The 23,756-nt window shown below is 70.1% G+C and carries 19 protein-coding genes and 5 pseudogenes; 5 read left to right on the top strand and 19 right to left on the bottom strand.

The window, feature by feature from the left end; genetic code table 11:
- Nucleotides 1-92 precede the first annotated feature (92 nt).
- The 4 genes and pseudogenes from AB0J12_RS34440 to AB0J12_RS34425 form a co-directional block, all read left to right on the top strand.
- A pseudogene (locus tag AB0J12_RS34440) lies at nt 93-481 on the top strand (transposase); the annotation flags it as partial.
- A gap of 241 nt (nt 482-722) precedes the next feature.
- A complete protein-coding gene (locus AB0J12_RS34435) occupies nt 723-1,202 on the top strand; it encodes a hypothetical protein (protein ID WP_363268582.1) in 480 nt (159 codons plus the stop codon).
- A complete protein-coding gene (locus AB0J12_RS34430; protein WP_363268581.1) occupies nt 1,199-3,346 on the top strand; it encodes a M48 family metalloprotease in 2,148 nt (715 codons plus the stop codon). The genes AB0J12_RS34435 and AB0J12_RS34430 overlap by 4 nt, the downstream gene beginning before the upstream one ends.
- Before the next feature lie 27 nt (nt 3,347-3,373).
- Nucleotides 3,374-3,583, top strand: a pseudogene (locus AB0J12_RS34425) (lamin tail domain-containing protein); the annotation flags it as partial.
- Nucleotides 3,584-3,893: 310 nt separating this feature from the next.
- Here the strand turns inward: AB0J12_RS34425 and AB0J12_RS34420 are convergent.
- The 5 genes and pseudogenes from AB0J12_RS34420 to AB0J12_RS34400 all read right to left on the bottom strand — a co-directional run.
- Nucleotides 3,894-4,397: a hypothetical protein gene (locus AB0J12_RS34420; protein ID WP_363268580.1), complete on the bottom strand. Its 504-nt coding sequence runs from the start codon at nt 4,395-4,397 to the stop codon at nt 3,894-3,896.
- Nucleotides 4,398-5,954, bottom strand: a complete 1,557-nt coding sequence (locus AB0J12_RS34415) for a sialidase family protein (protein WP_363268579.1) — start codon at nt 5,952-5,954, stop codon at nt 4,398-4,400.
- Between the two features lie 779 nt (nt 5,955-6,733).
- Nucleotides 6,734-7,132, bottom strand: a pseudogene (locus tag AB0J12_RS34410) (hypothetical protein); the annotation flags it as partial.
- Nucleotides 7,133-7,198: 66 nt separating this feature from the next.
- Nucleotides 7,199-7,606 (bottom strand): hypothetical protein, encoded by a 408-nt coding sequence (locus tag AB0J12_RS34405; protein ID WP_363268638.1) that lies wholly within the window; start codon nt 7,604-7,606, stop codon nt 7,199-7,201.
- A gap of 3 nt (nt 7,607-7,609) precedes the next feature.
- Nucleotides 7,610-7,813: pseudogene (locus tag AB0J12_RS34400) on the bottom strand (hypothetical protein); the annotation flags it as partial.
- Between the two features lie 472 nt (nt 7,814-8,285).
- Here AB0J12_RS34400 and AB0J12_RS34395 point away from each other — a divergent pair.
- A complete protein-coding gene (locus AB0J12_RS34395) occupies nt 8,286-8,927 on the top strand; it encodes a carbonic anhydrase (RefSeq protein WP_363268578.1) in 642 nt (213 codons plus the stop codon).
- Nucleotides 8,928-9,118: 191 nt separating this feature from the next.
- Here the strand turns inward: AB0J12_RS34395 and AB0J12_RS34390 are convergent, their stop codons facing one another.
- The 14 genes and pseudogenes from AB0J12_RS34390 to AB0J12_RS34325 all read right to left on the bottom strand — a co-directional run bounded on the left by AB0J12_RS34390 (nt 9,119) and on the right by AB0J12_RS34325 (nt 23,636).
- Complete coding sequence (locus tag AB0J12_RS34390; RefSeq protein ID WP_363268577.1) at nt 9,119-9,766, bottom strand: hypothetical protein; 648 nt, start codon at nt 9,764-9,766, stop codon at nt 9,119-9,121.
- Nucleotides 9,767-9,826: 60 nt separating this feature from the next.
- Nucleotides 9,827-10,159 carry a hypothetical protein gene (locus tag AB0J12_RS34385; RefSeq protein ID WP_363268575.1) on the bottom strand — a complete coding sequence of 111 codons (333 nt, stop codon included), beginning with the start codon at nt 10,157-10,159 and terminating at the stop codon, nt 9,827-9,829.
- Nucleotides 10,156-11,037, bottom strand: a pseudogene (locus AB0J12_RS34380) (IS256 family transposase); the annotation flags it as partial. The gene AB0J12_RS34385 and the pseudogene AB0J12_RS34380, both read right to left, overlap by 4 nt.
- 442 nt (nt 11,038-11,479) lie before the next feature.
- Nucleotides 11,480-12,559: an aldo/keto reductase gene (locus AB0J12_RS34375; RefSeq protein ID WP_363268574.1), complete on the bottom strand. Its 1,080-nt coding sequence runs from the start codon at nt 12,557-12,559 to the stop codon at nt 11,480-11,482.
- A gap of 22 nt (nt 12,560-12,581) precedes the next feature.
- On the bottom strand, nt 12,582-13,334 hold the full coding sequence (locus AB0J12_RS34370) for an SDR family oxidoreductase (protein ID WP_363268572.1): 753 nt from the start codon (nt 13,332-13,334) through the stop codon (nt 12,582-12,584).
- Nucleotides 13,335-13,336: 2 nt separating this feature from the next.
- Nucleotides 13,337-13,981, bottom strand: a complete 645-nt coding sequence (locus AB0J12_RS34365) for an O-methyltransferase (protein ID WP_363268571.1) — start codon at nt 13,979-13,981, stop codon at nt 13,337-13,339.
- Entirely contained in the window at nt 13,978-15,813 is a 1,836-nt protein-coding gene (locus tag AB0J12_RS34360) for a M3 family metallopeptidase (RefSeq protein ID WP_363268570.1), read from the bottom strand. Before AB0J12_RS34360 ends, AB0J12_RS34365 begins: the two co-directional genes overlap by 4 nt.
- A 4-nt stretch (nt 15,814-15,817) precedes the next feature.
- Complete coding sequence (locus AB0J12_RS34355) at nt 15,818-17,017, bottom strand: PQQ-binding-like beta-propeller repeat protein (RefSeq protein ID WP_363268569.1); 1,200 nt, start codon at nt 17,015-17,017, stop codon at nt 15,818-15,820.
- Nucleotides 17,007-18,371, bottom strand: a complete 1,365-nt coding sequence (locus AB0J12_RS34350; protein ID WP_363268568.1) for an MATE family efflux transporter — start codon at nt 18,369-18,371, stop codon at nt 17,007-17,009. Before AB0J12_RS34350 ends, AB0J12_RS34355 begins: the two co-directional genes overlap by 11 nt.
- A gap of 5 nt (nt 18,372-18,376) precedes the next feature.
- The gene (locus tag AB0J12_RS34345; RefSeq protein WP_363268567.1) at nt 18,377-19,660 is read right to left on the bottom strand and encodes a hypothetical protein; all 1,284 of its coding nucleotides are present in this window, start codon (nt 19,658-19,660) and stop codon (nt 18,377-18,379) included.
- A 5-nt stretch (nt 19,661-19,665) separates the two neighbouring features.
- On the bottom strand, nt 19,666-20,634 hold the full coding sequence (locus tag AB0J12_RS34340) for an arginase family protein (RefSeq protein ID WP_363268566.1): 969 nt from the start codon (nt 20,632-20,634) through the stop codon (nt 19,666-19,668).
- A gap of 81 nt (nt 20,635-20,715) precedes the next feature.
- Nucleotides 20,716-20,877, bottom strand: a complete 162-nt coding sequence (locus tag AB0J12_RS34335; RefSeq protein ID WP_363268565.1) for a hypothetical protein — start codon at nt 20,875-20,877, stop codon at nt 20,716-20,718.
- Nucleotides 20,878-22,735: 1,858 nt separating this feature from the next.
- Complete coding sequence (locus AB0J12_RS34330; RefSeq protein ID WP_363268564.1) at nt 22,736-23,155, bottom strand: hypothetical protein; 420 nt, start codon at nt 23,153-23,155, stop codon at nt 22,736-22,738.
- A gap of 247 nt (nt 23,156-23,402) precedes the next feature.
- Nucleotides 23,403-23,636 carry a hypothetical protein gene (locus AB0J12_RS34325; RefSeq protein WP_363268563.1) on the bottom strand — a complete coding sequence of 78 codons (234 nt, stop codon included), beginning with the start codon at nt 23,634-23,636 and terminating at the stop codon, nt 23,403-23,405.
- Between the last annotated feature and the right edge of the window lie 120 nt (nt 23,637-23,756).

Here is a 23,756-nt window from a genome sequence, read left to right as displayed (position 1 = left end):
CGTGACGGTCGAGACCGGTGAGTACCCGGTCGTCGTGCCGTCGGTGAACGCGACCCGTATGTCGATCGGACCGTCCTCGGTCAGCGACGCAGGGCATCCCGCTCGCGGTCTCGCTGACCGGCGGAAACCGCAACGACATCACCCAACTCCTGTCCCTGCTCGACAAGATCCCGGCTGTTGCGGGCCAGGTCGGCAGACCCGCCGACGGGCGGACGCGTTGCTGGCCGACCGCGGCTACGACCACGACAAGTACCGCCGCTTGCTCTGGCAGCGAGGGATCCGCCCCGTGGTCGCGAAGCGAGGCCAGCCCCACGGCGCGGGCTTGGGCATCTTCCGCTACGTCGTCGAGCGCACGATCGCCTGGCTCCACGGCTTCCGCCGCCTGCGCATCCGCTGGGAACGACGCGACGACATCCACGAAGCGTTCCTCGGCCTCGCCATCTGTCTGATCACCCACCGCCACGTCCAACGGCTTTGTTAGGGACAGTAAAAGGAGACATGGGCGCTGGCGGACCTGCGCCGCGCTTCGGGCCTGCGAGCCGTGGACGTCGCCGGGGTGCTCAAGGTGGCCCCGAAGAACTACCGCCGCTTCGAGGTCGCCGCGCGTGGTGCGTACTGGCCGCGCTGTTTCGAGTGTGACAGCATCGTGAAGTCGCCACACATGCAATGCAGTTGTGCACTACGGTGCTGATCCTTCGACGTCCGCGAGGAAGGAAACCGACGTGGAACAGCCCGAGGCAGCCGACCTCGCGCTGGGGCGGGCCATCGTGGCGCGGATCGCTCCTGAAGAACTGCCCTACTTCGACGAGACCGCGGCAAGTCTGGCGAAGCACCCCGGCCGACGGGACCGGCGTCACCGCGAGGTCGATCCGCTGGCCTTCGGTGGTGCCGCCGAACTCGTTGTCACCAGCATCGCCTGCGGGGTCGCCACCGAGGTGGTCAAGATGATGGGGGAGACGGTTGGCAGCGGGCTGGTGGCCCGGCTCCGCCGTCTGCTGACCCGCGGCCGGAGCGAGGAGCCGACCGCTTCCGATGCGGAACAGCAGCGCCCTGCCCTCACCGAGGAACGGATCGCCGAGCTGGGCGCGGCAGCCGGGCGGTCCGCGGTCCTCCTCGGGCTGCCACCGGACCGCGCCGAGCTTCTCGCCGAGGTGGTCCGGGACCAGCTGAGGGCGGCCGACAGGCCCGGCTCCGGCACATGACGGCCGCCGGGCAGGGTGAACTGCCCCTGGAAACGGTGCCGCCACCGCGCCGGCCACTGCCCTCCGGAACACTCCTCGCCTTCGTCCTGCTGATCTGCGCGGTGCTGGCGTTCATGTCCGTCCTGCACCCCGGTTACGCCGACTTCATCGCAGGCGACCGGGGCGCCCCCGATCTCAACGACTGCCTGCGCAAAGCGGTACGGGAGGCCGGCGGGACGGGCGACTTCATCAGGAACGGTCCTCGGCAGAAGCCGTGTGACTCCAGCGACGACCACACCTCGCAGGGCATCCTCGTCTCGTACGCGATCCTCGCCGTGGCCACCACTGCGCACTACTGGTTCCGTTCTGCCCGCCGTGCCCGGCGCCGGGGTGTGCGCCCGCTGGACGCCGAGCGCTTCCCCTCCCTGCACGCGGAGGTCACCCGCCTGGCTGCGGGCGTCGAGCAGGCCCGCGGGGTCACCTTCCTGGTGGACTTCCTCGACTCCGGGGTGAACGGTGTCTCCTTCGGCCGCGCCGGCCGCCGCTGCATCATCCTCAGCCGAGGCCTGATCCGCCTCCACGACGCGGGCGCGGCGGACCGCGCCGCCTTCCGCGCCGTCCTCCTTCACGAGTTGGCCCATCTGCGCAACCGCGATGTCGACATCACCCTGATCACCTTGGGCCTGCTGCGCTGCTACTTCGCGCTCATGCTCTTCCCCAGGATGTTCGGGGACCTCGTCGGGCTGGTCTTCGTCCCGGGCAGCGCCCCGTACTCGGGGGCGGCGCTTCTCGACGCGGCCGCCTTCGCCGCGGTGGCCCTCGCCGCCCGCTCGGTGGTCCTGCGCACCAGGGAATTCCGGGCGGACGCCCGGGTCGTGGAATGGCTGGGGACGTCCGAACCACTGTTGCACGCCTTCGACCTCGCCTCGGCGGGGTCCGATGGCCGGCCCCGGCGGTCGGTCCGCGGCTGGTGGGCGCGGCTCACCCGCACTCATCCGACCTTCGCGCAGCGCCGGGCCTGCCTGGCGGACCAGGCGCTGCTGATGCACCAGAACATCGGCTTCGCCTTCGTCGTCGGGTTCTGCCTGCCCCTCGCCTGGGATCCGGTGGCCTCGGTCACCGCACAAGTCCGGGAGGACGGCGGCATCAGCGGCTGGTGGCCGACGTGGCTGATCACCCTGCTGGTGGTGCTGGTACTGCTGCTGACGGTGGTCCGCGCTGCGCTGCACCGGCTGGGCCACCAAGCCGGAGCCCCGTCGCCGGTGCCGTTCCGGCTGGGGGTGAGTCTCGGCGTGCTGGCGGGCTTCGCTCTGTCGCCCAGTGCCATCGTCGACCACCTGATGCTGCCGGGGCTGCGCTTCTCGTCGCAGTTCTCCGGCTGGCTGACGGTGGCAGCGCTGGCACTGCTGTTCACCCTCTGGTGCCAGTTCCTCGCGGACTGCTGGGCCCGTCCGGTGGACCTGGCGCGGCGGCCCTTCCTCATGGTCGCGCTGCTGGGGCTGGTGGTGGCGGGCGCGGTGGTCGCCGAAGCGGACACCGTATTCGGGCTGCAGTGGCAGATCGAGTTCGGTCAGTTCATGGACCAGCGGCTCGCCGCGCTGCCGGGACCGCTGCACGCCGCAGTGTGGACGCAATACGTGTACATGACCCAGCTGATCGATCCGTGGTGGTTGCTCGCCCTGCTGGCGCTGCTCCTGGGGGTGCCGCTGACCGGGGCGATACGCGGGCGGCGGCTCGCCCGGTACATGGTGCTGGACCGGGTCCGGCCGGCCCGGCGTGCCCTGCTCCTGGTCCTGGCCGTGACTGCGCTGACGGCCGCCTTCCTGCCGCCCGCCTACACCTGGTGGGCGCAGCAGCGGGGCCTGGAGTCGCTGGCCCACCCTCACTTTCTCACCCCCCTCACCATGGCGGCGGCCGCGGGGACGCTGGCCGGTGGGCTGGCCAGGACCCGCGGCATGGTGTGGGCGGTGGCCACTGCATTCGGTGTCGGCGTGTTGCTCACCTTGCCGATGCCCCGGGAGCTGTGGGGCTTCCAACTGGGCGTCGCAATCGAGGGCGCCGCCTTCGGCACCCTCCTGACAGCGGCATTACCGCGCGCCCGTCCCTTCTCCCGTTGGACGACCGCAGTGCAACCGGACGCCGCCCCGCCGGACGGACGCCGTTAGCCGGCTGACCGCGGCAACCGTCAGAGCTCCCACCGCTCGCTGAACGCCGAGTGGGTGGAGATCACGAACAGCACCCGCTGGGCGGTGAACCTGGATGGCTGGACCCTCAGCGACGAGCACGGCCACACCTACACCTTCCATCACTACCGGCTGGACGGCCGCTCCACCGTCCGCGTTCACACCGGCGAAGGCCGCGGCGCCCGCCACGACCTGTTCCAGGACCGCCGTAATTACGTCTGCCCGGTGGGGGAGTGTCTGCTCGGCTGCCGCCTGACCGTGAAGGGTCGTCGTGGGTTCGATCCGCCGTGGCCGGCCGCCAGTGCTGTTTCTCCCGCAGGCTGTCGGCGGGCGGTTGGCATGTTTCGTCCGGCGGGTCTGGCACCTGGCGGAGGGGCGGAGGTCGGCTCGGCCTTGTTCTATTCGCCTGGCGGCGGGTGTCCTTCCCGTCCGTGAGGCCACCCTTGGGTCAGCGGCGCGCGTATGCCGCTGGTTGCGGAGGGTGGCCCCTTGCGGTTTCACCGGTCGGCGGAAGGTGGCCGGGCCGGGTTCAGGGGGCGGCGGACGTCAGGTAGGTCAGGTATACCCCTTTCTGGCAGTCGGGCGTTTTGCGCAGGGTCCAGCGGCCCCGGACGTTCGCGGAGGAGAAGTTCGACTCGGCGTCGTCCTCTTCGACTTCGCCGTCCTGGGGGGTGTAGCCGGCGTTGGGGAGCTGCTGGTGCAGGAAGGCCAGGGTGGTGTCGAATCCGCTCGGTACGACTGTGGCGACGACGAGCCGTCCGCCGGTGCGGTGTTCCACCGAGGTGACGACCGCGCCTTGGGGTACTGGCAGGTTCTCGGGGAAGTCCTTGGGCAGCGGCAGTGAGGCGGTAGTGGGGCAACCGCCGCTGGCGGCACGGGCGGCGTTGCCGATCGGCGGATCGGTTGCCTGCTTCTTGGCGTGCGGGGTCGACCTTGGGGCTTTGGCGTGCTGGTCGGCCGCCGAGCATGCTGTGAGCGCGGCTAGGCTGAGGACGGCTGCTGCCAGTACGGCAGCCGTGGGCGTTGGTTTCATCTAGTGGCGTCCTTTGGGCTTGTTGTGCGTGCCGCGGACTATGGCGTCGTACGCGCCGTACAGCGTGTTGCCGGAGGTCTGGCGAGCGATGGAGGCCAGGGCGTCGTAGTTCTGGGCGCCGCCGGTCGCGCAGGTGCCGGTGCAGCCGTCGGCGTAGGCGGCGAGTATGCGGCCCTGGGCGTCGGTGGTGACGTCGATGAAGTCCAGGAGGTTGCGGTCCTGGCCGCAGGTGGTGCCGCCGGTGCAGATCGACCCCTTCTGAACCGGGTCGGTGGGGGTGGCGTCGGCGGTGACCCAGGACTGCCCGCCGTCGTAGGTGGTGGCCACGTACAGGTGCCACACGCCCTGGAAGGCGGGGTCCTGATAGTTGCCGCCGGTGGTGGTGCCCAGGAAGGCGAAGGCGGCGCGGTTGTCGTCGCCCGCGGTCACCGCCGGGAAGACGATGTTCTTGATGCCCAGGGCGGCGCCGGCGTTCTGGTCGTACAGCCACGTCTTGCCCTTGTCGTGGCTGACAGCGATGCGGGCGGTGCCGTCGCTGTTCTGGTAGCCCATGTAGACGGTTCCGCCGGCCCCGATGCCCACGCTCGGGTCGGAGTCACCGGGGGTGCTGGACGGGTTGTCGCGGACGGTCCAGGTGAGCCCGTTGTCCTCGGAGGCGGCCACGGCCTGATGGCCGCCGCAGCCCTTGTTGGGCACGTACACCGTGCCGTCCGGGGCCACCTTCACATGGCCGTGCAGGCCGCCGCAGTCCAGCAGCGAGTACATGGCAACGGCGGGCCCGTAGGTCAGGCCGCCGTCACCGCTGACCGCGCAGGATGCGTCGGCGATGTCTTGGGAGCAGTAGTAGACGGCATTCGGGTACGACGTGACGGCGCCTGGACCGCTCGTGGCGAAGGGGCCGCCGCCGATGGTCTGGTGGTCCACACCGGAGTTGATGCCCGAGCCGCCCGTCGGCGTCCACGTGTCACCGTCGTCGTCGGTGTAGCAGGTCAGGGCGGTCTTGCCGGCGAGCTGCGACTCGAAGGTGCGGTGGGTGACGGGGTCGGTGAACAGGATCGGGTCGAGGCTGGTGGTGCTGCCCTGGGGGCAGCCGTTGGCCGCGCTTGCACTCTTGTCCTGCCACGTGGCGCCACCGGCACTGTCGTAGGTGACCTTGAGGGTCGATGTGTATGCCTGGAACATCGCGGCGCCGGTCGCACGGTCGACGCCGATCGAGGGTTCGCCGGCGTTGTGCGCATCGGTGATGTTGTCGGGCGCCCAGGAGTTCGCGTACGTCGGTGGTGTGGCGGTACTGGGCGGGGGATCGGTCGGAGCGGTGATCAAGCTCGCGGTGCCGGTGAAGCTGTCGCCGAGCGGCGCGTATGGCACCACGCGCACGGTATACGACGCCGACACCGCCGGTAGCAGCACGGTCTCGGGGTCGCTGGAAGAGGCCGAGGCAGCCACCTCCCGGCCGTCCGCGTCGAGGACGTACAGGTCGAAGTCGGCGGCAGAGTCGGGCCATCTGACGTCGATGCGCAGGCTGTGACCGGCGTCGTAGCCCGCAGGCACGGACACCTTCAAGGCATAGTCGTCGCAGGGTTGCGCAGTCCCGCAACTCACCGTTGCGGCAGTGCCGGAGACATTCGGGACGGCGAAGGGTCCGGCGCTCCACGTGGTCGTGGGCGCGGTGTTGCTGATCGATCCGGAGGGCGGGGTGGCGGCGTTTGCAGCCGCATTGGGCAGGGTTGCGGCGACGAGCGCCAGCAACCCGACGGCGAGACGCCCCCGCGACCGCGGACGGCGGTGAAGACGTGGTGCGCACAAAAGAGTCACGGGTACCTCTTGGGTTCGCGAGTCGGACGGTGGTGTGCGGCGGGACGGGCGATGCCTTCGTCTGCTCTACGGGGAGGCAGCCGGCGTCCGTCGCGGGAAACCGAACTCTTTTCGAAACGGGTCGGACGGGTGCTGAAGGGGGTCTCAGGAACTGCGGGGTCGGGGTGGGCAAGATGGTTGAACGACTCGGTGAGGTCCGGCCACTGGCGTCGGTAGTCAGGCCGGCGATGACGGCGTCGCCGTCGCGGTCGATGCCGGCGGCGAGGGTGTGGAGGCTGGGCAGGTCGTCTTGCCGGACGGCGTCGAGCCAGTCGGGCAGGCACTCGCCCTGGCGCTCGGTGAGCATGGTCGCGAAGGAGCGGACGTGCCCGGTGAGGGCGTCGAGTTCAGAGCAGTGCATCCGAACGGCCTTGAGCTGAAGTCGCTCGGTCTCGGTGAGGTTGTCCGGACGGCGGAGGATCCATCCGGCGACGGCCCGGGGCGAAAGCGGCCGGGCGGTCACCCGCTGCGTTGAGGTGCCCTTATCGTGCCGGTAGGCGCGAACGCGCTGGAAGCTGCCCTTGTAGCCGAGTGGCACGATCTCCTCCCACAGCTTCCAGGCCTTGGTGCAGCCCTCGCTCCATCCCGAGCTGCCGCTGCACCGAGCGCCGGCTGTGTCCCGCCGTCAGTAGTGCGTGGACGGCGGTATGCCGGGCCCGCGTCCGATCGGCGAATCGGTGCCCGCGCGGCCAAGGAGAACCGGACGAGTCCGCGGCCGGAACAGCCTCGCGTTCGGGACCGGGGCCTGGTTCGGGGACCGTGGGGGCCAGAGTGCGGAGGCAGTGACGATGCTGAGCGACGCTGCGCTCGGCGGCCTCGTTGAGGTTGTGCCAGAGATGCCACCGGTCCGCGACCTGGACGGCCTGCGGTGCACCGGCGGTGGCGCCCTCGGCGAAGAACGGCGCCCGATCCCGGCATACGACCTTGACGCCGGGTCGATCGGCGAGTCAGGCCGCCAGACTCGATGCCTCCCGGTCGGGCAGCAGGTGGACAGGACGGCGGGTCTCGACGTCGACAAGAACGGTGCCGTAGTGGCCGCCCTTGCGGGGGGCGTACCCAACGCCGACCACACGCGGGGCGGGCACTTCCGGCTCGGGAAGGGCGGCGACCAGGCGTAGGACGGTGCTCCGGCTGAAGTAGACCCCGAGCGCGCAGCTCAGGCGGGCGCCGGCCCGGCCAGCCAGGGCGAGACAGACCGCGGCCAGCGTCGCGCGCAGCCGCTCGGTCCGCTGACCGTGCCGACGGGTCAGGCCAGGTATCTGCTCGACGAAGGTGCGGCGGATGCATCCCGGGTTCCCGCAGGTGAACCGGCGGACCCTCAGCTGAAGAACAACGCTTCGTCCGGCGCTGGGCACATCAGCAGGAAACCGCAGGTAGGAACCATGAACCCGGTTCGACCGGACCCCGCACGCAGGGCAAGCGGCACCGTTCGCGGTGCATTCCACGTCGACCCGCACTATCGCGATACTCACGTCCACCGGCGCACCGCAACCTCCGCGATCGACGGGAACAACAACTCCTTCAACCGGAGCACGATCTCTTCCACGGCCCCGAACTGTCATACCAACCGCCTTGACCACGGCTCACTTTCGAGGCGACTTCACCTACTGCCCGGAGAAGCTCAGCCGTCACTCAGCGTGGCCGCGTCACAGAAGTTGACCCGAGTTTCGACAGCGGTTGTTCATGGTCCCGGGAGGCCCCCGGATCGCGTCGAAGTTGATGTTCACGAGGACGGACAGCACCCCGCCGTCGACATTCCGGTCGGGCAGGGCGGGTCTCGGCATCAGGGGTTAACGTCGCCGCCCGAGCCGGTTCTGTGGGCTGTCCGGAGGAATGTGGCCCGCTCCCGCTTGTGCCTGCTGCGAGGGCACCCACACCGCGCTGGACCATTGGCCTGGTCAAGACGCAGGGACGTGTCTGAGCGGTATCGAGGTGAACCGACCGATGGACAGAGCCGGACGGCCTGATCGTAGATCGCTGCTTGCCGGCGGACTTGCGGTCGCCTCGGTTGCGCTCGCGGGGTGCTCATCCACGATGGCCGCCTCGTCGGCGACCAGCACCTCGCCGGAAGCGCGGCCCACCACGCCGGCCACGGCATTCGCGCGGCTGATGGAAGGCAACAAGCGCTGGGTGACCGGAGACCTTCAACACCCCGACCGGGATCCGAACCGGCGTCAGCTCGTGGCCCAGGAGCAGCAGCCTTTTGGGGCGATTCTCTCGTGTATCGACTCGCGAGTGCCGCCTGAGCTCCTCTTCGATACCGGCCTGGGTGACCTATACGTGATGCGCACCGGTGGGGAGGCGGTCGACCCGGTGGTCACCGGCTCTGTCGAGTACGGGCCTATGACGAGTGGCACCCCTCTCATCGTGGTCCTCGGGCATCAGCGCTGTGGCGCAGTCAAGGCGGCGTACACGTCCCTTCGTGACGGCAAACCGCTGCCCGGCAACCTGCAGGCGATCGTCAAGGCGCTGCAGCCGGCGTACGAGGTAGTCCGGGAGGGTGGCGCCGACCCGGTCGAGACCATGGCCCGCGCCCAGGTCAAGTTGATCGCGGCCGATCTGCGCTCCAACGAGGACCTGGCCCCCCTCGTGGGAAAGGGCGCCCTTGCCGTCGTCGGCGCCTACTACTCGCTCGACACCGGCAAGGTGGAAGTCCTGGACGGCGCGCCCTCCTGACCGGTCGGACGAGTCGAACGGCCGAAGAGGTACGGACGGACGCGGACTTCGAGCACGGCACGATGCTGTCGAAACTCGTGAACGTTCCATCCCGGCTGCGGCGGCCGAGTGCCTCCCGAGCAACTGTCGAAGTGGGCACGTTCTCGTGGACAAAGCCACCCGGTGCCCACGCGCCTTGATGGGCCGCCGCCTCAAGCCGCATGTGACTGCTGCGCCTCGTCAGAAAAAGCGATCCGGATGCGCTGCGCTGCGTGGTCAAGCGAGTCGAGGCAGCTGGTCTTGTTCGGCCCAAGGACGACCCAGTGGGCAAGTCTGTCTTCCACGCGCGCGAGTGGCAGGCGCTGGATCTGTGAGCCTGGCCGTTGGGTGAGTACGCAACGCTCGACTAGCGGGTCGTTCGTGGGTTGTCGGACTTGCAGCCACACGATGCGTCCGCCGCGATCGGCGTAGGCGAAGTGGATGGCTGCCGCACGATGCAATGTGGGTGCCAGGGTCGGTGTCTTGCCGGTAGCGATCTCCGCGGCCACCTGGGGCAGGTCAATGCCTGTGGCCTTCTTGACCAGGAGAGGGATGAGGTCATGTGGCAGATGGGCTGCGACCTCGGTGACCCTCGGGCCCCGAGGGGTGAGTCTCATGGCGATGTGGACGACGCCACGAGTGGTGCGCAAGGCGCGGACGGTACGCGCGACAATGTGCCTGAGCACAGGGTTGTGAAGCAGTGGGTCGTGAGCATGCACCACGTGGGGCACCGGTGGGCGGGCCGGAGGGGGGCCGAGCAGGGTATGGGTGATCGCGGCGATCCGGATGTCGTCGTTCAGGACAACGGTTTCTGCAGACACACGAGGCTCTTCTGTCCTGCTCTATGAAGACGAGCCATAGTCAACCTGTGGATGGTTTGGTCATGGAAGCGGGTTGGTTCCCCGGATGGCCTGCCAGCCGGAGTGGGGGGTAGCTGACGTCAGGAGTTGGACTCCCGTGCCTCGGAGGGTCACGAGTGCAGTGTGGACGGGGTCGAGTTCATCGACGGAACGGCCGTAGGTGAGGATCTGCGTCAGTTTCAGGTCGATGGTCTCTGCCGAGTCGTGGATGCGGTCGAAGCGGGCGCCGCGGCGAACCGGTCCGGCCGTGCAGCGCACGGTGGCGGTGGCCTCGGCCGGGTTCACGGTGGTGACCTGGTCGATCTGCAGTTCCACGTCGGCCACGTGGCTGTCGGGGGTGTGGGGCTCGGTCATGCCGTCACCTCAGTGCGCTGGATCAGGACGCCGTTCTCGAACCGGGCGCCGGAGCGGACCAGGGCGACGAGGTGGGCGCCGGTGATCGTGCGCCAGCGTTCCTGGGCGGACTCCACGAGCTTGAACACTATCGCGAGGGCCGCGGCCGGGCTGCCGGCGCCCCGGGTGACCTTGGTCCGCAGCTTGACGGTGGAGAACGTCGACTCGATCGGGTTCGTGGTCCGCAGGTGGATCCAGTGCTCGGTCGGGAAGTCGTAGAACGCCAGCAGCTCCTCGGCATCGTCGGTGATCTTCGCCAGGGCCTTGGGCCACTTGGTGCCGTAGGCCCGTGCGAACGCCTCGATCGACTTCTCGGCGTGCGCGCGGTCCTCGGCGTTGTAGATCTCCTGCATCGCTTTCAGCGCGCCGGGCTGTGCGGACTTCGGCAGGGCATTCGTGACGTTGCGGGATTTGTGGACCCAGCACCTCTGATGCCGGGCTGCGGGGAACACCTCGGCCAAAGCCCGCCACAGTGCCATCGCGCCGTCGCCGACGACGAGTTCGGGATCGCGCATGCCGCGTCGGCGGCAGTCCCGCAGCAGATCGGCCCACGACTCTGTCGACTCCCGCAGCCCCTCCGCGAGCGCGATCAGCTCCTTGGTCCCGTCCAGGCGCTGGCCGAGCAGGACCAGCACGCACGAGTGCGGCTGGCCGCGCCGGACCTTCGGGTGGACGCCGTCGGCCCACACGTAGACGAAGTCGCGGTCCGACAGGTCACGGGTCTGGAAGGCGGCGTGGTCGTCGCCCCACTGTTTCGTCAGCCGCGTCACGGTTGCCGGCGACAGCCCGGCGGCCGAGCCGAGGAGCTGCTCCAGCGCGGGCACGAAGTGCGGGGTCGCATAGTCTGCCCGAAGCGCCCTCCTGGGTGGCGAACGAGGCGACGCCCAGCAGGACGACGACGGCGAGCACGCCCACCGCCAGCCGCATGTCGATCGGGGACACCGGCGTTCATGAGGCGAGGGGGTCGACGCCCTGGCCGTTGGTGGCCTGGGCGAGCCAGAGACTGGTGCCTCGGGCGCCGCCGTTTACTGATCTTGCTCATCAATCGTTCGATTCATCAACAGTGGCATCCCCCGCCAGTCGGCGGCATAGGGCCGGGTGGCGATGGTGTCGGGGTGGTCATCGCCCAGTACTCGCACCCGGTCGGTGAGGAGTTTGGCGAAGGCATCCGCTGCTCCGGCAATCCGGTGGGCTTTGCACGGGCAGCTCACACCTTGTCGGAGTCTTCCGCGCTATCGGAGGGTGATCCGAGTCGTCGATGAACAGCGCTGGATCTTTCGGCTACGGAGTCATGGGCCGCGCTGCCCTCAGCTGCTCGGGGCCATGGACCAGCGCCTGGATATCGTCGGCGAGGAAGGTGTACGGGTACGGGGTCGGCTGCGCGCTCGCCTCGTCGATCCGGGCGAGGTCCTCCGGCGGCAGCGAGATCTCCAGCGCGGCCAGGTTCTCCAGGAGTTGGTCGCCGGAGGAGACGCCCACGGCCACGCTGGTGATCTCCGGCTTGCTCAGGATCCAGGCCAGGGCCAGCTGTCCGGGCGTACGCCCCCTCCGCGCGGCCAGGTCGGCCAGGCACGCGATGACGCGGGGCACCACCGGGCGGAACGGGTCGACGTCGCCGGTGGTGAAGGTCTGCGTCATCCGCCCGTCGCCGGTGATCCGCCGCTGCTCCAGGTCGACGCGATAGCGGCCGGTCAGCAGGCCGTTGGCGAGCGGCCCCCAGGCGACCAGGCCGACGCCGGTGGCCGCGGTGAACGGGAAGAACTCGTGCTCGATCGTCCGCTCCAGCGCGTTGTAGTTGAGCTGGACCGCCGCCGGGACGGGCCAGCCCCGCCACCGGGCGACGGCCTCGGCCTGACCGGCGTACCAGCCCGGCACGTTGCTCAGCCCGACGTAGCGGATCTTCCCGGCGGAGACCAGGTCCGCCGCCGCGGCCAGACTCTCCTCGACGGGGGTGACGCCGTCCCACAGGTGCAGGTAGAGCAGGTCGATGTGGTCGGTGCCGAGGCGGCGCAGCGACCGTTCGACGGACGCGACGACGTTGCGGCGGCTGCACCCGCCGGAGTTCACGTCCCGCGGGTCCGTGCGGTACCCGCACTTGGTGGCGATCACCACCTGGTCCCGCGCGGACCGGTTGCGCAGCGCACGGCCGAGCCAGGTCTCGCTCTCGCCGCGGTTGTAGACGTTCGCGGTGTCGAAGAAGTTGATGCCGTGGTCGAGGGCGACGCCGAGCAGCGCGTCGGTCTCGGCGGCCGACATGGTCCAGCGCGGCCCCCACTGCGAGCCGAAGGTGGCCACGCCGAGGGCGATGTTCGACACCTTCAGCCCGGTACGGCCCAGCAGATGGTACGTCACCTTGGACATGCGGCGCTCTTCGCTCCCCGGCTCAGATCAGCGAGCCGGCGGAGCCGCCGTCGAGCCGGCACAGCATGCCGTTGGCCGCCCGCCCGAGGCCCGCGAGGTACTGGACGCTGCGGTAGCACGCGTCGAAGTCGATCAGCTCCTCGATGACCAGGTCCGGGTTGGACTTGCGCAGGAACACCCGGGTGATCTCGGCCTCGTCGATGCCGCGGCGGGCGGCGACCCGCTGGAGCTGCGCCACCTTGTCCGGGTCGGCCAGCGGGCCCAGCAGCAAGGTGGCGACGGCCGTGTTGCGGGAGCGGCAAGCGTCGGCGAGCGAGCCGGTGAGCACGCGCAGCGCGGCCTTGCTCGCCGCGTACGCGCCGGAGTCGCTGTCGGCGTGGAACATGGACTCCGAGTTGATGACGACGATCGAGGTGAACCGGGTGTCGGGGGTGGCGGCCAGCAGGTCCAGGGTCAGCCGGTAGGGGGCGAGGGCGTTGACCCGGAAGACGTCCTCCAGCTCGGCCAGGGACAGTTCGTGGGCGGGGCGGGGCGGGTAGCTGACGGCGTTGTGGACGATGAGGTCGGGTGCCTCGCCGAGCCGGTCCGTGATCCGTTCCAGGGTCTCGGGCCGGGACAGATCGGCCTGGAGGTGGTCGACGCCGGGTGTGCCGGGGGTCTCGGACGCGGGGCGGCGTCCGAGACCGGTCACCTTCCAGCCGTCGGCGGCGAGCCGGGCGGCCAGGTGGGCGCCGAGGCCGTGGCTGCTTCCGGTGACGAGGGCGTGCTGGGCCATGTCTATTCCTTGACGCTCACCAGGAGACCGCTCTGGGTCCCGACGAATGCGGAGAACAGCCGGGTGCTGCGCCCGACCGCGCGGTTGTAGCGGTGGATGGCCTTCGCCTCGCGGTCCTCGTCGGACCCCTCGGTGCGCTCGGCGGTGAAGTCGCCTTGGGCGAAGGCGTCGTCGGCGATCAGCAGGCCGCCGGGTTCCAGCAGCGGGTAGCACAGCCGGAGGTAGTCGGGGTACGACTTCTTGTCGGCGTCGATGAAGACCAGGCCGACGCTCCCGGGCGGCACGGTTTCCAGGTAGGCACAGGCGTCGCCGACGACGATGTCCACCCGGTCCTCGACCCCGGCGGTGCGCAGATTGCGGCGGGCGGCCTCGGCGGCTCGCGGGTCGATCTCCAGCGTGGTCACCCGCCCGCCCTCGGGCAGGCCGCGGGCCAGGTGGATGGTGGAGTAGCCGAACAGCGTCCCGATCTCCAGCACCTGCCGGGGCCGGCGCAGCAGGGTGAGCAGTTGCAGGACGCGGCCCGCGTTGTCGTCGACCTGGATGGTCGGCAGCCGGTCGTCGAGCAGGGAGCGCCGCAGGATGCCGTCGAGCACCTCCTCGCGGGGGCCGAGGACGGCGCGGATGTAGCCGTGCGGGATCGTCGTCACGCGTCTGCTCCCGGGTGCTGAGCGCCGCGGGTCCCAGCCGGCGCCGAGGGCGCGGTGCCGTCGTGGAGGCGGGCGGCGTCGTAGAAGGCGAACAGGGCCTCGCTGTCCGGCCGGGTGGTGGGTGCGTCGAAGTCGAAGCAGGGCAGGAACAGTTCGGGTGCCTGGTCGGGCGTGACGTCCGCGAGGGATGTGCGGTGGAAGGGGGCGAACTTCTGGGCGCTGTCCGCGGCGCCGAAGAGATAGGCGAAGTTGGCGCCGGGGTTGGCGGTGAACATGGGCCAGGTGAAGTAGCCGGGGAAGTCGCCCAGGGTGCAGTGGCGGCCGATGCCGAACCGCTCGTCCAGGCGCCGGAAGGAGTCTTCAAGGCCGCCGTCGGCGCGCTGGTGGACGTCGAAGTCCAGCAAGGCCAGCACGGCGCGCTCCAGGTAGGTGCGCCGGTACTCGATCCCCTTGATGCGGCGGCACAGGGCCAGTCCCTCCTCCGCGGCCGGGGTGAGGGAGAGGTAGCGGGCCAGGTCGGGGTGGTAGGCCCACTTCTCGCACCACATGCTGAGGTGTTCCAGCCGTTCCAGGGGCAGGTACTCCAGGCCGGACCGGTTGGAGATCCGCTTGCGGATCAGCAGGTGGTTCAGGGCGTGCCCGAACTCGTGGAAGAGGCTGTGCACGTTCTGGAAGGTGATCCGTCCCCCGCCGTCGGTTCCCGGCCGGAACCGGCAGGAGACGTAGGCGACCGGCCGCTGCACCACGCCGCTCCAGTCGGTGCGGTTGCGGATGCCCTTGGTGTGGTTGGCCCCGATCGTCTTGTTCCCGGTGTCCCACAGGTCGAAGTTGATGTGGCCGACCTCGCCGTGCTCGGAGCGGACGGCGACGGTGACGACCTGCGCGGCGCCGGTCACCTGCCGGGTGAGGGTGAGGCCGAAGACGTGCCGGGCGACGGTGAAGATGTAGTCGAGGCAGTCGTCGAGGTCGAACATCGGCGGCTTGGCCCCGCCGGTCGCCGTACGGACGCTGTGCGCAAAGTGGGCGAACGGCTCGTCGCCCGCGTCGGGACACAACTGCCGTATCTCCGCCTCCAGTTCGGTGTGGGCGGTCAGCGCCCGCGCCAGGTGGCGCTCCAAGAAGGCGGCCACGTCGGCCTCCTCGACGGCGCACTTGGTGAACGTCCGCGCGAGCATGCTGGGGTGGCCCTGCGCGGCGCTCTGCCGCCGCCGCGCCTCGATCATCCCGTCGACCAGGCCGAGCAGCCGCGGCAGATGCGCGTCGCGCGCGCCCTGCCAGGCCCGGGTGAGCTTGCCGCGGGTGGCGGGCCTGCCGACCTGGCTGGAGAGCTTGTAGAACACGGCCGACGGGGTGCCCGATCCGGCGGGCGTGCCCAGGCGCTCCAGCAGCCGGGCCTGGTCGCGCTGGACGTCGTCGAGGACGCCCTTGGCCTCGGTGAGCAGGGCGTCGAGTTCCTCCTCGACGGCAATGTCCGCGGGCTCTTGCTTGGCGCTCAGCTGGGCGACGTAGGCGAGTCGGGACTCCTCCGCCTCCGGGTCCGGGCAGCGCAACAGCAGCAGCTTCTCCAGGATCTGCCGGTCCAGCTCCGGGTCCTTGTGGAAGGCGTCGCGCCAGGGCAGCAGGCGCTCGAAGTCCACAAACTCGTCATTGGCCTCCAGGTAGAGGAAGATGTAGGCGACGTTGTTGTAGATCGAGGTGATCTCGACCAGGGTCTCCTGGGTCAGCCGCGGCTCGGCCACGATCTCCCGGAGCCGGCTCATCATCGCCTCCAGGGCCTCCTCCATGGCGGTGAGGCTCTCCCGGTCCGGCGCCAGAACGGGGTCTACGGACATGAGGTCACTCCTCGTCGCACGGCTGGAACAGGAACTGGTAGAGGTCGCCCCCGTACGACGCGGCGTACATGCTGCCCGAGGCGGCCGCCACCGGGGTGATGTCCAGGGCCGGTTCGTGGTCGGGCAGGCCGAGCACCTGGCTGCTCTCCCACAGGAACCGGCCGTCCTCGCGAGCGAGGCACACGATGTTGCCGCGTTCGGCGGTCGCCACGAAGTTCCCGTCGGGCAGCACCGTGAGCGAGGTGTACGAGCGGGGCGCGCCCTGGGGTGAGGTCCACCGCACCTCGCCCGAGGAGGTCAGACCGGTGACTGTGCCGAGCTGGGTGCCGACGGCCAGGACGTCTCCGGAGACCGCCGGACTGCCGGCGATCTTGGCTCCGAGGCGGACCTCCGCCTCGGGGCGGCCGGTCTTGGCGTCGAGGAGGACGCAGCGCCCGTCGACCGGGCAGACGGCCAGCCGGCCGGTGTCGTGCAGCAGCGCGGGCGACGCCTTGACGGGGTGGCCGATCTCCTGCCGCCACACCTCGGTGCCGTCCGCGGCCAGGGCGACGACGTGTTCCCCGCAGCACAGTACGGCGGTGTCGTCGGTGGCGGGGACGGGGCTGGCGTAGGGGTCGCGGTAGGCGGCGACGCCGCCGTGGGCCGCCGACCAGGGGCGGGGCAGCGGGCGGTCGTACACGATCTCGCCGGTGCCGAGGGCGAGGCCCAGGCAGCGGCTGTGGAAGGCCGCCACCACGAGCAGGTCGGCGCCCGGCAGCACGGTGGGCGTGGCGAAGACGGGGAACTCGGCCTTGCGCGACCACACCAGGGTGCCGCGCAGGTCGAAGCAGGTGATCAGCCCGCTGGTCGTCGCGACGATGACATGGCGGCGCGCCTGGTCGACGACGAGGGAGGCGTACACCGAGCGGTCCAGGCGGCGTTCCCAGTAGACCTTGCCGAGGCCGGGGTCGAAGAACCGCAGCCGCCCGTCGTCACTGGCGACCACGACGCCGACGCCGGCGACGACAGCGGGGGTGGAGCTGACTGGGACGGGGACGGTCTGCCCGAGGTGGGCGCTGTCGTGGGTGAGCCGCCGGTATCCGCAGACGGCGGGCTCGCGGTCCCAGTGGAAGGCGCCGTCGGCGCGGCCGGGCAGCACCGACTTCACCGGGTCGTGGCGGAAGGCGGGCAGGCCGGGCGAGTCGGCCGGGAGGCTACTGGGCAAGGCTCATCTCGCTTTCCGCTCGGTCCGCACCGGGCCGGCCGGTGCGGCGCAGCGCGCGCCAGAACACGAACGCGAGGACCGCGGTGGGGATGCCCTTGCAGGCGACGGCGAAAAAAGTGGAGTCCAGGGCGAAGACCGCGTACCAGGCGAGGGGGATGGTCAGCAGGTACGTCACCGCGGTCGAGGAGACGAACAGCAGTCCGCCGCGCTGGTGGACCGTGAGCATCTCGCCGAAGATCTGCTCGAAGAAGTAGGCGGGGACGTACAGGAGATAGGCGAGCAGCAGGTTGCGCGCGAGGTTCCGGTCGAGGCCGGAACTGGCGAAGGCGTCGACCAGCCAGGGCGCAGCCAGCGCGGTGACGGCGGTCGCCGCCGCGGTGGGTACGGCGGCGTACAGGCGCATCTTGCGCACCGTGCGGGTGAGGTCGTCCGGGCCCCGGCCCAGGGCGTAGCCGTAGAAGACGAAGGACCCGGCGAAGCAGGCCTGCGGGACCCGGCAGAACAAGGTGTAGATCTTGGTGGCCACGGTGGCGGCGGCGAGCTGGACCACACCGAGCGTGCCGATGAACAGCAGCGGGATGGTCGTACCCATGTAGTCGTTGAAGTGGCGCAGTCCGATGCCAGGTGCGGTGCGGGCCATCGAGCGGAACTCGGAGAGGACCTCGTGGCGTTCGGGGCGTACGAAGCGGTCCGGGCGGGTGCGCAGCCGGCGGACCAGGACAATGCCGCCGGTGGTGGCCATGACTGCCTGGGCGACCAGCGTGGACGCGGCGACGGCCTGGGCAGGGGAGGCGAACCGGCCGGCCGCGCCGGTATCCAGGAAGACCCAGTTGAACAGGGCGTTCACGGCGAGGCCGAAGACCAGGTTGACGGCCGACAGGTTCTTCAGGCCGCAGATCTTGAGCGACTCGCTGATGACGATGTAGCCGAGGACCAGGGCGATGCCGTAGGTGCGGACCTGGACGTAGTCGACGACCAGCGGGATCAGCTCGGCCTTCTGCCCGGTGGCCCGCAGCAGCGGCTCGATACCCAGGCCGAGGGCGATGCCCAGGAGCTGGCAGGGGATCAGCAACAGCAGCAGGGCGGTGCCGAGCACCGGCAGGCGGTGGCTGGTCCGCTGCTCGCCCTCGGCCATGGCGAGCCGGCTGCTGAAGACGTCGACGACGCCGATGAAGACGGCGTAGATGGCCGAGATGAGCACATCGGCCTGACCGACGGCCGCCGCCTGGTCCAGGCCCTTCGGCGCGACCATGATGAGGTCGAGGGCGCCGAACCCCACCGAGACCACGCCCAGGCCGAAGACCACCGCGGTGTAGCCGGTGTAGTTCCGCACGGTGAACCGGGTGTGCTCCATGGCGGCTACCGGTCCCCCGCCCGTGGGCCGGCGCCGCGGGTGCTGTCGTGGCCGAGCCGTTCCAGCGCGGCTTGGAACCGGAACCGGGAGGTGTCGTCGCCCAGGCCGTCGGCCAGGTCGAGGCCGGCGCGCAGCACCTGCTCGTCGTCGGGGGCGAGGCGGGCCAGGTCCCGGTGGAGGGCGAGGGCACGGTCGGTGGCGCCGGCCTTCTGGTGGCAGCGCGCCGCGCGCAGCATGTGGTAGCCGACGTACGGCGGACCGGCCGCGACCGCCTGCTCGTACAGGTCGGCGGCCTGCTCGGGCCGGCCGAAGGCGGCGTAGGCCTCGGCGAGTTCGCCGTAGCTGGGAGCCCAGGCCGGGTCGAGGGCGATCAGGGCCCGCCCCGCCTCCTCGGCCCGGTCAAGGTCGCGCGTGAGGTACATGTGCTCCTTGAGCGAGGACTCGTGGTAGGTCTTCAGGAAGTGCGTCTCGTAGGCGCGGGGGCGGCGCGCCATGGTGTCCTCGGCGGCTTCGCGCGCGTACTCCATGTAGCGGCGGGTGGTCTCCGCCTCGCCGACGGCGGCCGGGACCATGGCGAGCGCGCGGTACCAGGAGGAGATCGCGCCGGGGTCGAGCCGGTCGCGTGTCTCGGCCAGCCGGGCGCCGGTGGCGCGGAACCAGTCGTACTCCGCCTCCGGCAGTTCCTTGCGCTTGAGGTACCAGACGACCGCTTGGGAGCAGGCGTCCAGAACGCGGTCCTCGGGCACCTCGCCGGTCTCGGCGGCCTCGCGCATGCAGTCGAACTGGCGGGGCGAGTCGGCGCCGTCGTCGCGCCGGTTGGTGACGACGAAGGCGAGCATGGCGGCCTCGAACCGCTCGCGGGGGATGGCGGCCCTTGTGTAGGCGTCGGCGAGCAGGCGTTCGGCGGGGTCGAAGCGGGAGACGCTGATCAGCGCGGCCGCCGTGTTGACCAGGGCGGTCACCGGGAGGTCGGCCGCGTCGCGGACGAGTGCGGCCAGCCGTTCGACCGGTTCCGTCAGCCGGTGGCTCAGGTCGGCGAGGGGGTCGTACGACAGCCCGGCGAGGAGGGCGGCCTCGTGCAGGACGTTGGGTTCGAAGACCTGGGCGAGCAGATAGCCGAAGCGGTCGAGCCGCAGGTCCGCGTACTGCTCCACGCAGGCCCGGGAGAACAGGTCCGCCGGCCGGCCGGGGCCGGTGGTGTACTCCAGCCCGAGCAGGGTCTCCTGGAAGGTGTTCGCCTGGATCTCGACCGTCTCGAACGCGATCGGGCCCGGGGTTGCTCCGCTCATCGTCGTCACGCCCTTTCTGCCGCCTGGCGGCATGCCCAGTTGAGAAGATGCAGGAACACCAGTACGGCGCGGCCGGCGTCCGAGAGCGTGGTGGCGTCGCGGGCGTCGGCGGGGGCAGCGAACTCCACCAGGTCGAAGCCGACGAGCCGGTTGTCCCGAAGCACCCAGTCGATGAGGCGCAGCAGGTCCCGGGTGCCCAGGCCGGCCTCCGCCGGATAGCCGGTGGAGGACATCACCGAACGGTCCAGGACGTCGATGTCCACCGTGAGGTAGACGTCGGTGCCGGTGCCGAGGGCGGCGCGGAAGCCTTCGGGGTCGTCGAGTTCCGGGGCCAGCAGAGGCAGTTGCCGGCCGACGCCGTGCAGGTAGCCGTCCAGGCCGTCGGCGCTGTCGGCCTCCACCGTGGCGTACGGGGCCACCCCGATCTGGAGGAGTCGCTCGTGTCCGACCAGGTCGGACACGTGGGACATCACGTTGGTGTTGAAGATCGGTTCTCGGGGCACGTCCCGGGTCGGTGCGCCGTCCCAGATCTGCACGTCCAGGTGGTGGTCGAACTGGACGACCGTGAAGGGGCGCCGGCGCCGCTTCCACAGCGCCTCGACCACCGGCAGGGTGACCGTGTGGTCGCCGCCGATCACCGCGGGGACGGTACCGGCGGGCAGCGCGGCGATCACCTGGGCCAGCGCCTCCTGGGCGTCGGCGAGCGCCATGCCGTCGAAGAGCACATCGCCGATGTCGACCGCGCGTTCCAGGGGGACGCGCCCGTTGCGCAGTTGGACGATGCCGGGCTGTTCCGCACCCCAGGTATGCGCTCTGGAAAGCGTTCGGAGAAAGAAGGGGCCGTTTTCCGCTCCTTGGTGGGCGCTGCCGAGGGAATAACCGGAACCGACGACCGCGGCGGCGTCCGGCGGCACTGCGTCGGGCGCGACCGTTCTCAGCCCGGCGAACCCGGTTTTCGTCCGCAGTCTTGGCACGTCAGCACATTTCCTTCAGGAATTCGAAACGGTTCGCGGACGGAGGGAGCGGCCGCAGCCGCTCCCTCCTGGGTGCCTTGGTCAGCGCTCGCCGAGGATCGCGTCCAGCTCGGCGTCGACCTCCGGCTCCGCACCGAGGCTGCTGATCACGGCCTCGGTCTCCATGGCCTCCGCCTCGAAGAAGACCTCCGCGTTGGCGGCGCGGAAGAAGGCGGGCTTCTTTTCCAGGGTGTACTTCGACATTGCTGCACTCCCTACTGTCGGTCAAACAGTGGAAAAGGCCTTGCCGATCGGCGATCAGCGGCCCGAGGTGTTGCACGTGCCTGCCGCGGATGCGACGGAGGAAGCCTTGGCGACCACCCGGCCGGCCGTCAAGAAACACAGATCGGCCATGTTGTTTGCCGCCACTTCAAGCGTCTGTTTTCCGCCTTGCTGAAAGGGTGCAATTTCTCCGAAATCGAAGACCCTCACCTCGGCGCGGGCGCCTTGCGACTCACGCGGGCGACGATCAGCGGCCCCGGCACAAGTGGCCCGATCCGCTCGCCCGCCAAGGAGCTGCGGAACCCCCTTTCCCTCGCCTCGGCCTTCCGCCGCCTGCGGCCGGACGAGGGGCCGGGGCCGCCCGTGGCGGCGCGGCGCGCCGACGGGGCGCGCCGCGGCAAGCGGGCCTGGAGGAGGCTGCCTCGGCGGGACTGGAGCCCAGAGGGCCGGTGAACACCAGGGCGCGGTAGCCGTCGAACTTCGGCTGGAACACCAGGCGGCCCGGCAGCGCGCCAGGCGCGGGCACGCTGTCTCGGGCCTGCGCCAGCATCGGTTCTACCGGCGGTCCCAGCACCATACGTCCGCCTACGGTGCAATCGCACCATGCGCGACCGGGCGCGGCGGTTACGGAGGGCCGGTCGTCCGTAACCGGCCGAGCAGGACCAGGCGCAGGCCGCCGCGGCGGCAATGCCGGCCGGCGCAGCCGAGCTGGAGCGCCTGCCTCACGAACGCGAACCCGAACGCTAGCTCGCCGACGAACCGGCCGCTCGAGCCTCGTCGCCCGCCGGGGCCGGTCACGTCCAAGGCCAGATCTGCGTTCCTGCGTCCGATCGACATGCTGAGGCGCGTCGGTCGGACGCCTTCGAGCGGTGCGCCCAAGGGCACGCGGCTTCCGTCCCGCGCCCCTACGGCGCGCCGTTTCGAGTCCCGTCGGCTCGCCGGTCCGACTGCGGCGAGTTGAACCACTCGTAGGCGATTACCTGTTGTCACTCGGCGGTCATCTGCTCGAGGAGAGCATCCGCTCTTTTCTGGCGACCGCCGCTGCCGGGTCGTGGATGGGGCCTGCCGCGTTTCGAGCAGGGAGTGCTGGCTCTGAGCGGGATGGCCTTGTGTGTCTCGGCCACGGCAGTTTGGCAGTCAAGAGCCACTCGACGCGGTCGGCGAAGCGGGGCTCGGGGACGGGGAGCTCCACGGTGGGATGGCGCACGTAGTGGCTGGTGACTGTCTCCGCGACGTAGTTGGTCAGGGCAATGATGCGGTGACGGCGGCGCCGCGGAGCGGCTCCGGGGGCCGTGGCAAGCCGGCTGAGGGTGCGCAGGAGTGTGGGGAGGCTGGCATCGAAGCGGATCTCCTGGGGCGGGCAGATGCCTGCCACAGTGAGTGTGTCGGTGTGCGTTGTGGTCTCCAGGTGCGTTTGGCACCGGTAGAAGTCCGCAGCGTGCTGTTCGTCGCGGGCTTGGTGGTATAGGGACAGGGAGTAGCAGGCCAGGGCGTGGCCGTCGCCTGCGGCGTACAGCCACCAGAATCGGGCGCCGTCTTCGATGCCGGCGACGTGCAGTGCGCAGCCCAGGAGTCAGGCGGAGTGCAGGTCGGGGATCTGGTCGGTGAGGAAGTTCAGCGTGTTCGGGGTGAGGGTGGCAATGGCTGTCTCGCAGAGTGCGTGCAGGGGGTCGGCTGCGGCGGGGTCGGTGAGTTCGGTGGTGCTGGGCTGAGCGTCGGCCTGGGGCAGATCTGTGGGGTAGGGGGTGTCTTCGTAGGGAAGGTGTCGTCGGGAACGTTGGGCTGAGGGTGGAGGCGGGCGCGTGCGAGGAGCTGGTCGATGGCAGGCATGGCTCGCGGGTTACTCCGAAGTCGGGCTGCTGATGAGGGTTTCGATGGTGGCGCGGGCGTGGTGGTCGACGGCGTGTGTGAGGGCAGGGGTGATGCCGAGGGTGTGAGCGATCTGGTGGTCGGGCATTCCGCACAGGTAGCCCAGGACGGCAAGGTCCATCTGGTCGTTGGGCAGATGGTGATGGCGCTGAAGAGGTCGATGAGCTCGGTCAGGCCGACGAAGTGGCCAGGGCCAGGGTCCGTGGTGTGGTTGTGGGACTTCGTTTGTGGAAAAGACGGCGGCGCGCAGGTCGGGGCGGCCATCCGCGTGGCGGGCGGCGCGGACCATGACGCGGGAGCGGAACAGGCGCCAGATGTAGCGGTAGACGTTCGCACTGGCGGCGGCCTCGTTCCAGTACAGCCAGAGGATGTCGAGCGCTTCGCCAACCACCCACCGGCCCGTTGGTCGGTAAGGAGGAAGGCGCGGGCGTAGGCGGTAATAGGTGTCCTGAATGTCCTCTGTGAGTGCCCGATAGGGGGCACGCTGGACCCCAGGCGGCAACCGTCTCCCCCCCGTTGTCTCCGGCCCTGCAGCGCCGTTGGCAGGGTCGCTGCTCTGGCCCGCACCGGAGCCCGCTGCGAGAGTGGCCGTCTCATCGACCGCCAGCCCTGCCCGCTTGGAGCAGGCAGTGCCGACCTTACTCGCCATCGTCCGCCGCCTTGTCTTCGATCACCTTGAGCGCGAAGGCGTCGACGTGGCCAAGTTTGCCGCCTGGCAGCGCATGGCCCAGGCGACCTGATCCGCGTTCGTGTGGGGAGGGGCCGGTCACGCGTGATCGGTGAGGACCACCCGGAAAACAGTCGGCGGCAAGGAGGCCATGACTCGCCGCCGCCTTGGGCAGAAGTAGGGCGCGAAACTGCTTGATCACCATCGACGAGCCTCACGGGCGATCCAGCCCTTCGTTCCGGGCCGGATGCTGGCGTGTTTTCGCTGGCGGCTTCCGTCATGCCGTTATAGCGTTGTGATCAGCAGTCGTGGTTCCGAAGTTCCG

It is taken from the genome of Streptomyces sp. NPDC049915 (assembly GCF_040656475.1).
In the GTDB taxonomy this organism is placed as follows: Bacteria; Actinomycetota; Actinomycetes; order Streptomycetales; family Streptomycetaceae; genus Streptomyces.
Note: the sequence above shows the minus strand (reverse complement) of the source record. Positions and strands in the feature narration are given on the sequence as shown.

Coding starts and splice junctions, on each gene's coding strand:
- AB0J12_RS34430 (WP_363268581.1), top strand. CDS start 1,199: ATGACGGCCGCCGGGCAGGGTGAACTGCCCCTGGAAACGGTGCCGCCA.
- AB0J12_RS34420 (WP_363268580.1), bottom strand. CDS start 4,397: ATGAAACCAACGCCCACGGCTGCCGTACTGGCAGCAGCCGTCCTCAGC.
- AB0J12_RS34395 (WP_363268578.1), top strand. CDS start 8,286: ATGGCCGCCTCGTCGGCGACCAGCACCTCGCCGGAAGCGCGGCCCACC.
- AB0J12_RS34385 (WP_363268575.1), bottom strand. CDS start 10,159: ATGACCGAGCCCCACACCCCCGACAGCCACGTGGCCGACGTGGAACTG.
- AB0J12_RS34375 (WP_363268574.1), bottom strand. CDS start 12,559: ATGTCCAAGGTGACGTACCATCTGCTGGGCCGTACCGGGCTGAAGGTG.
- AB0J12_RS34370 (WP_363268572.1), bottom strand. CDS start 13,334: ATGGCCCAGCACGCCCTCGTCACCGGAAGCAGCCACGGCCTCGGCGCC.
- AB0J12_RS34360 (WP_363268570.1), bottom strand. CDS start 15,813: ATGTCCGTAGACCCCGTTCTGGCGCCGGACCGGGAGAGCCTCACCGCC.
- AB0J12_RS34350 (WP_363268568.1), bottom strand. CDS start 18,371: ATGGAGCACACCCGGTTCACCGTGCGGAACTACACCGGCTACACCGCG.
- AB0J12_RS34345 (WP_363268567.1), bottom strand. CDS start 19,660: ATGAGCGGAGCAACCCCGGGCCCGATCGCGTTCGAGACGGTCGAGATC.
- AB0J12_RS34335 (WP_363268565.1), bottom strand. CDS start 20,877: ATGTCGAAGTACACCCTGGAAAAGAAGCCCGCCTTCTTCCGCGCCGCC.
- AB0J12_RS34325 (WP_363268563.1), bottom strand. CDS start 23,636: ATGGTGATCAAGCAGTTTCGCGCCCTACTTCTGCCCAAGGCGGCGGCG.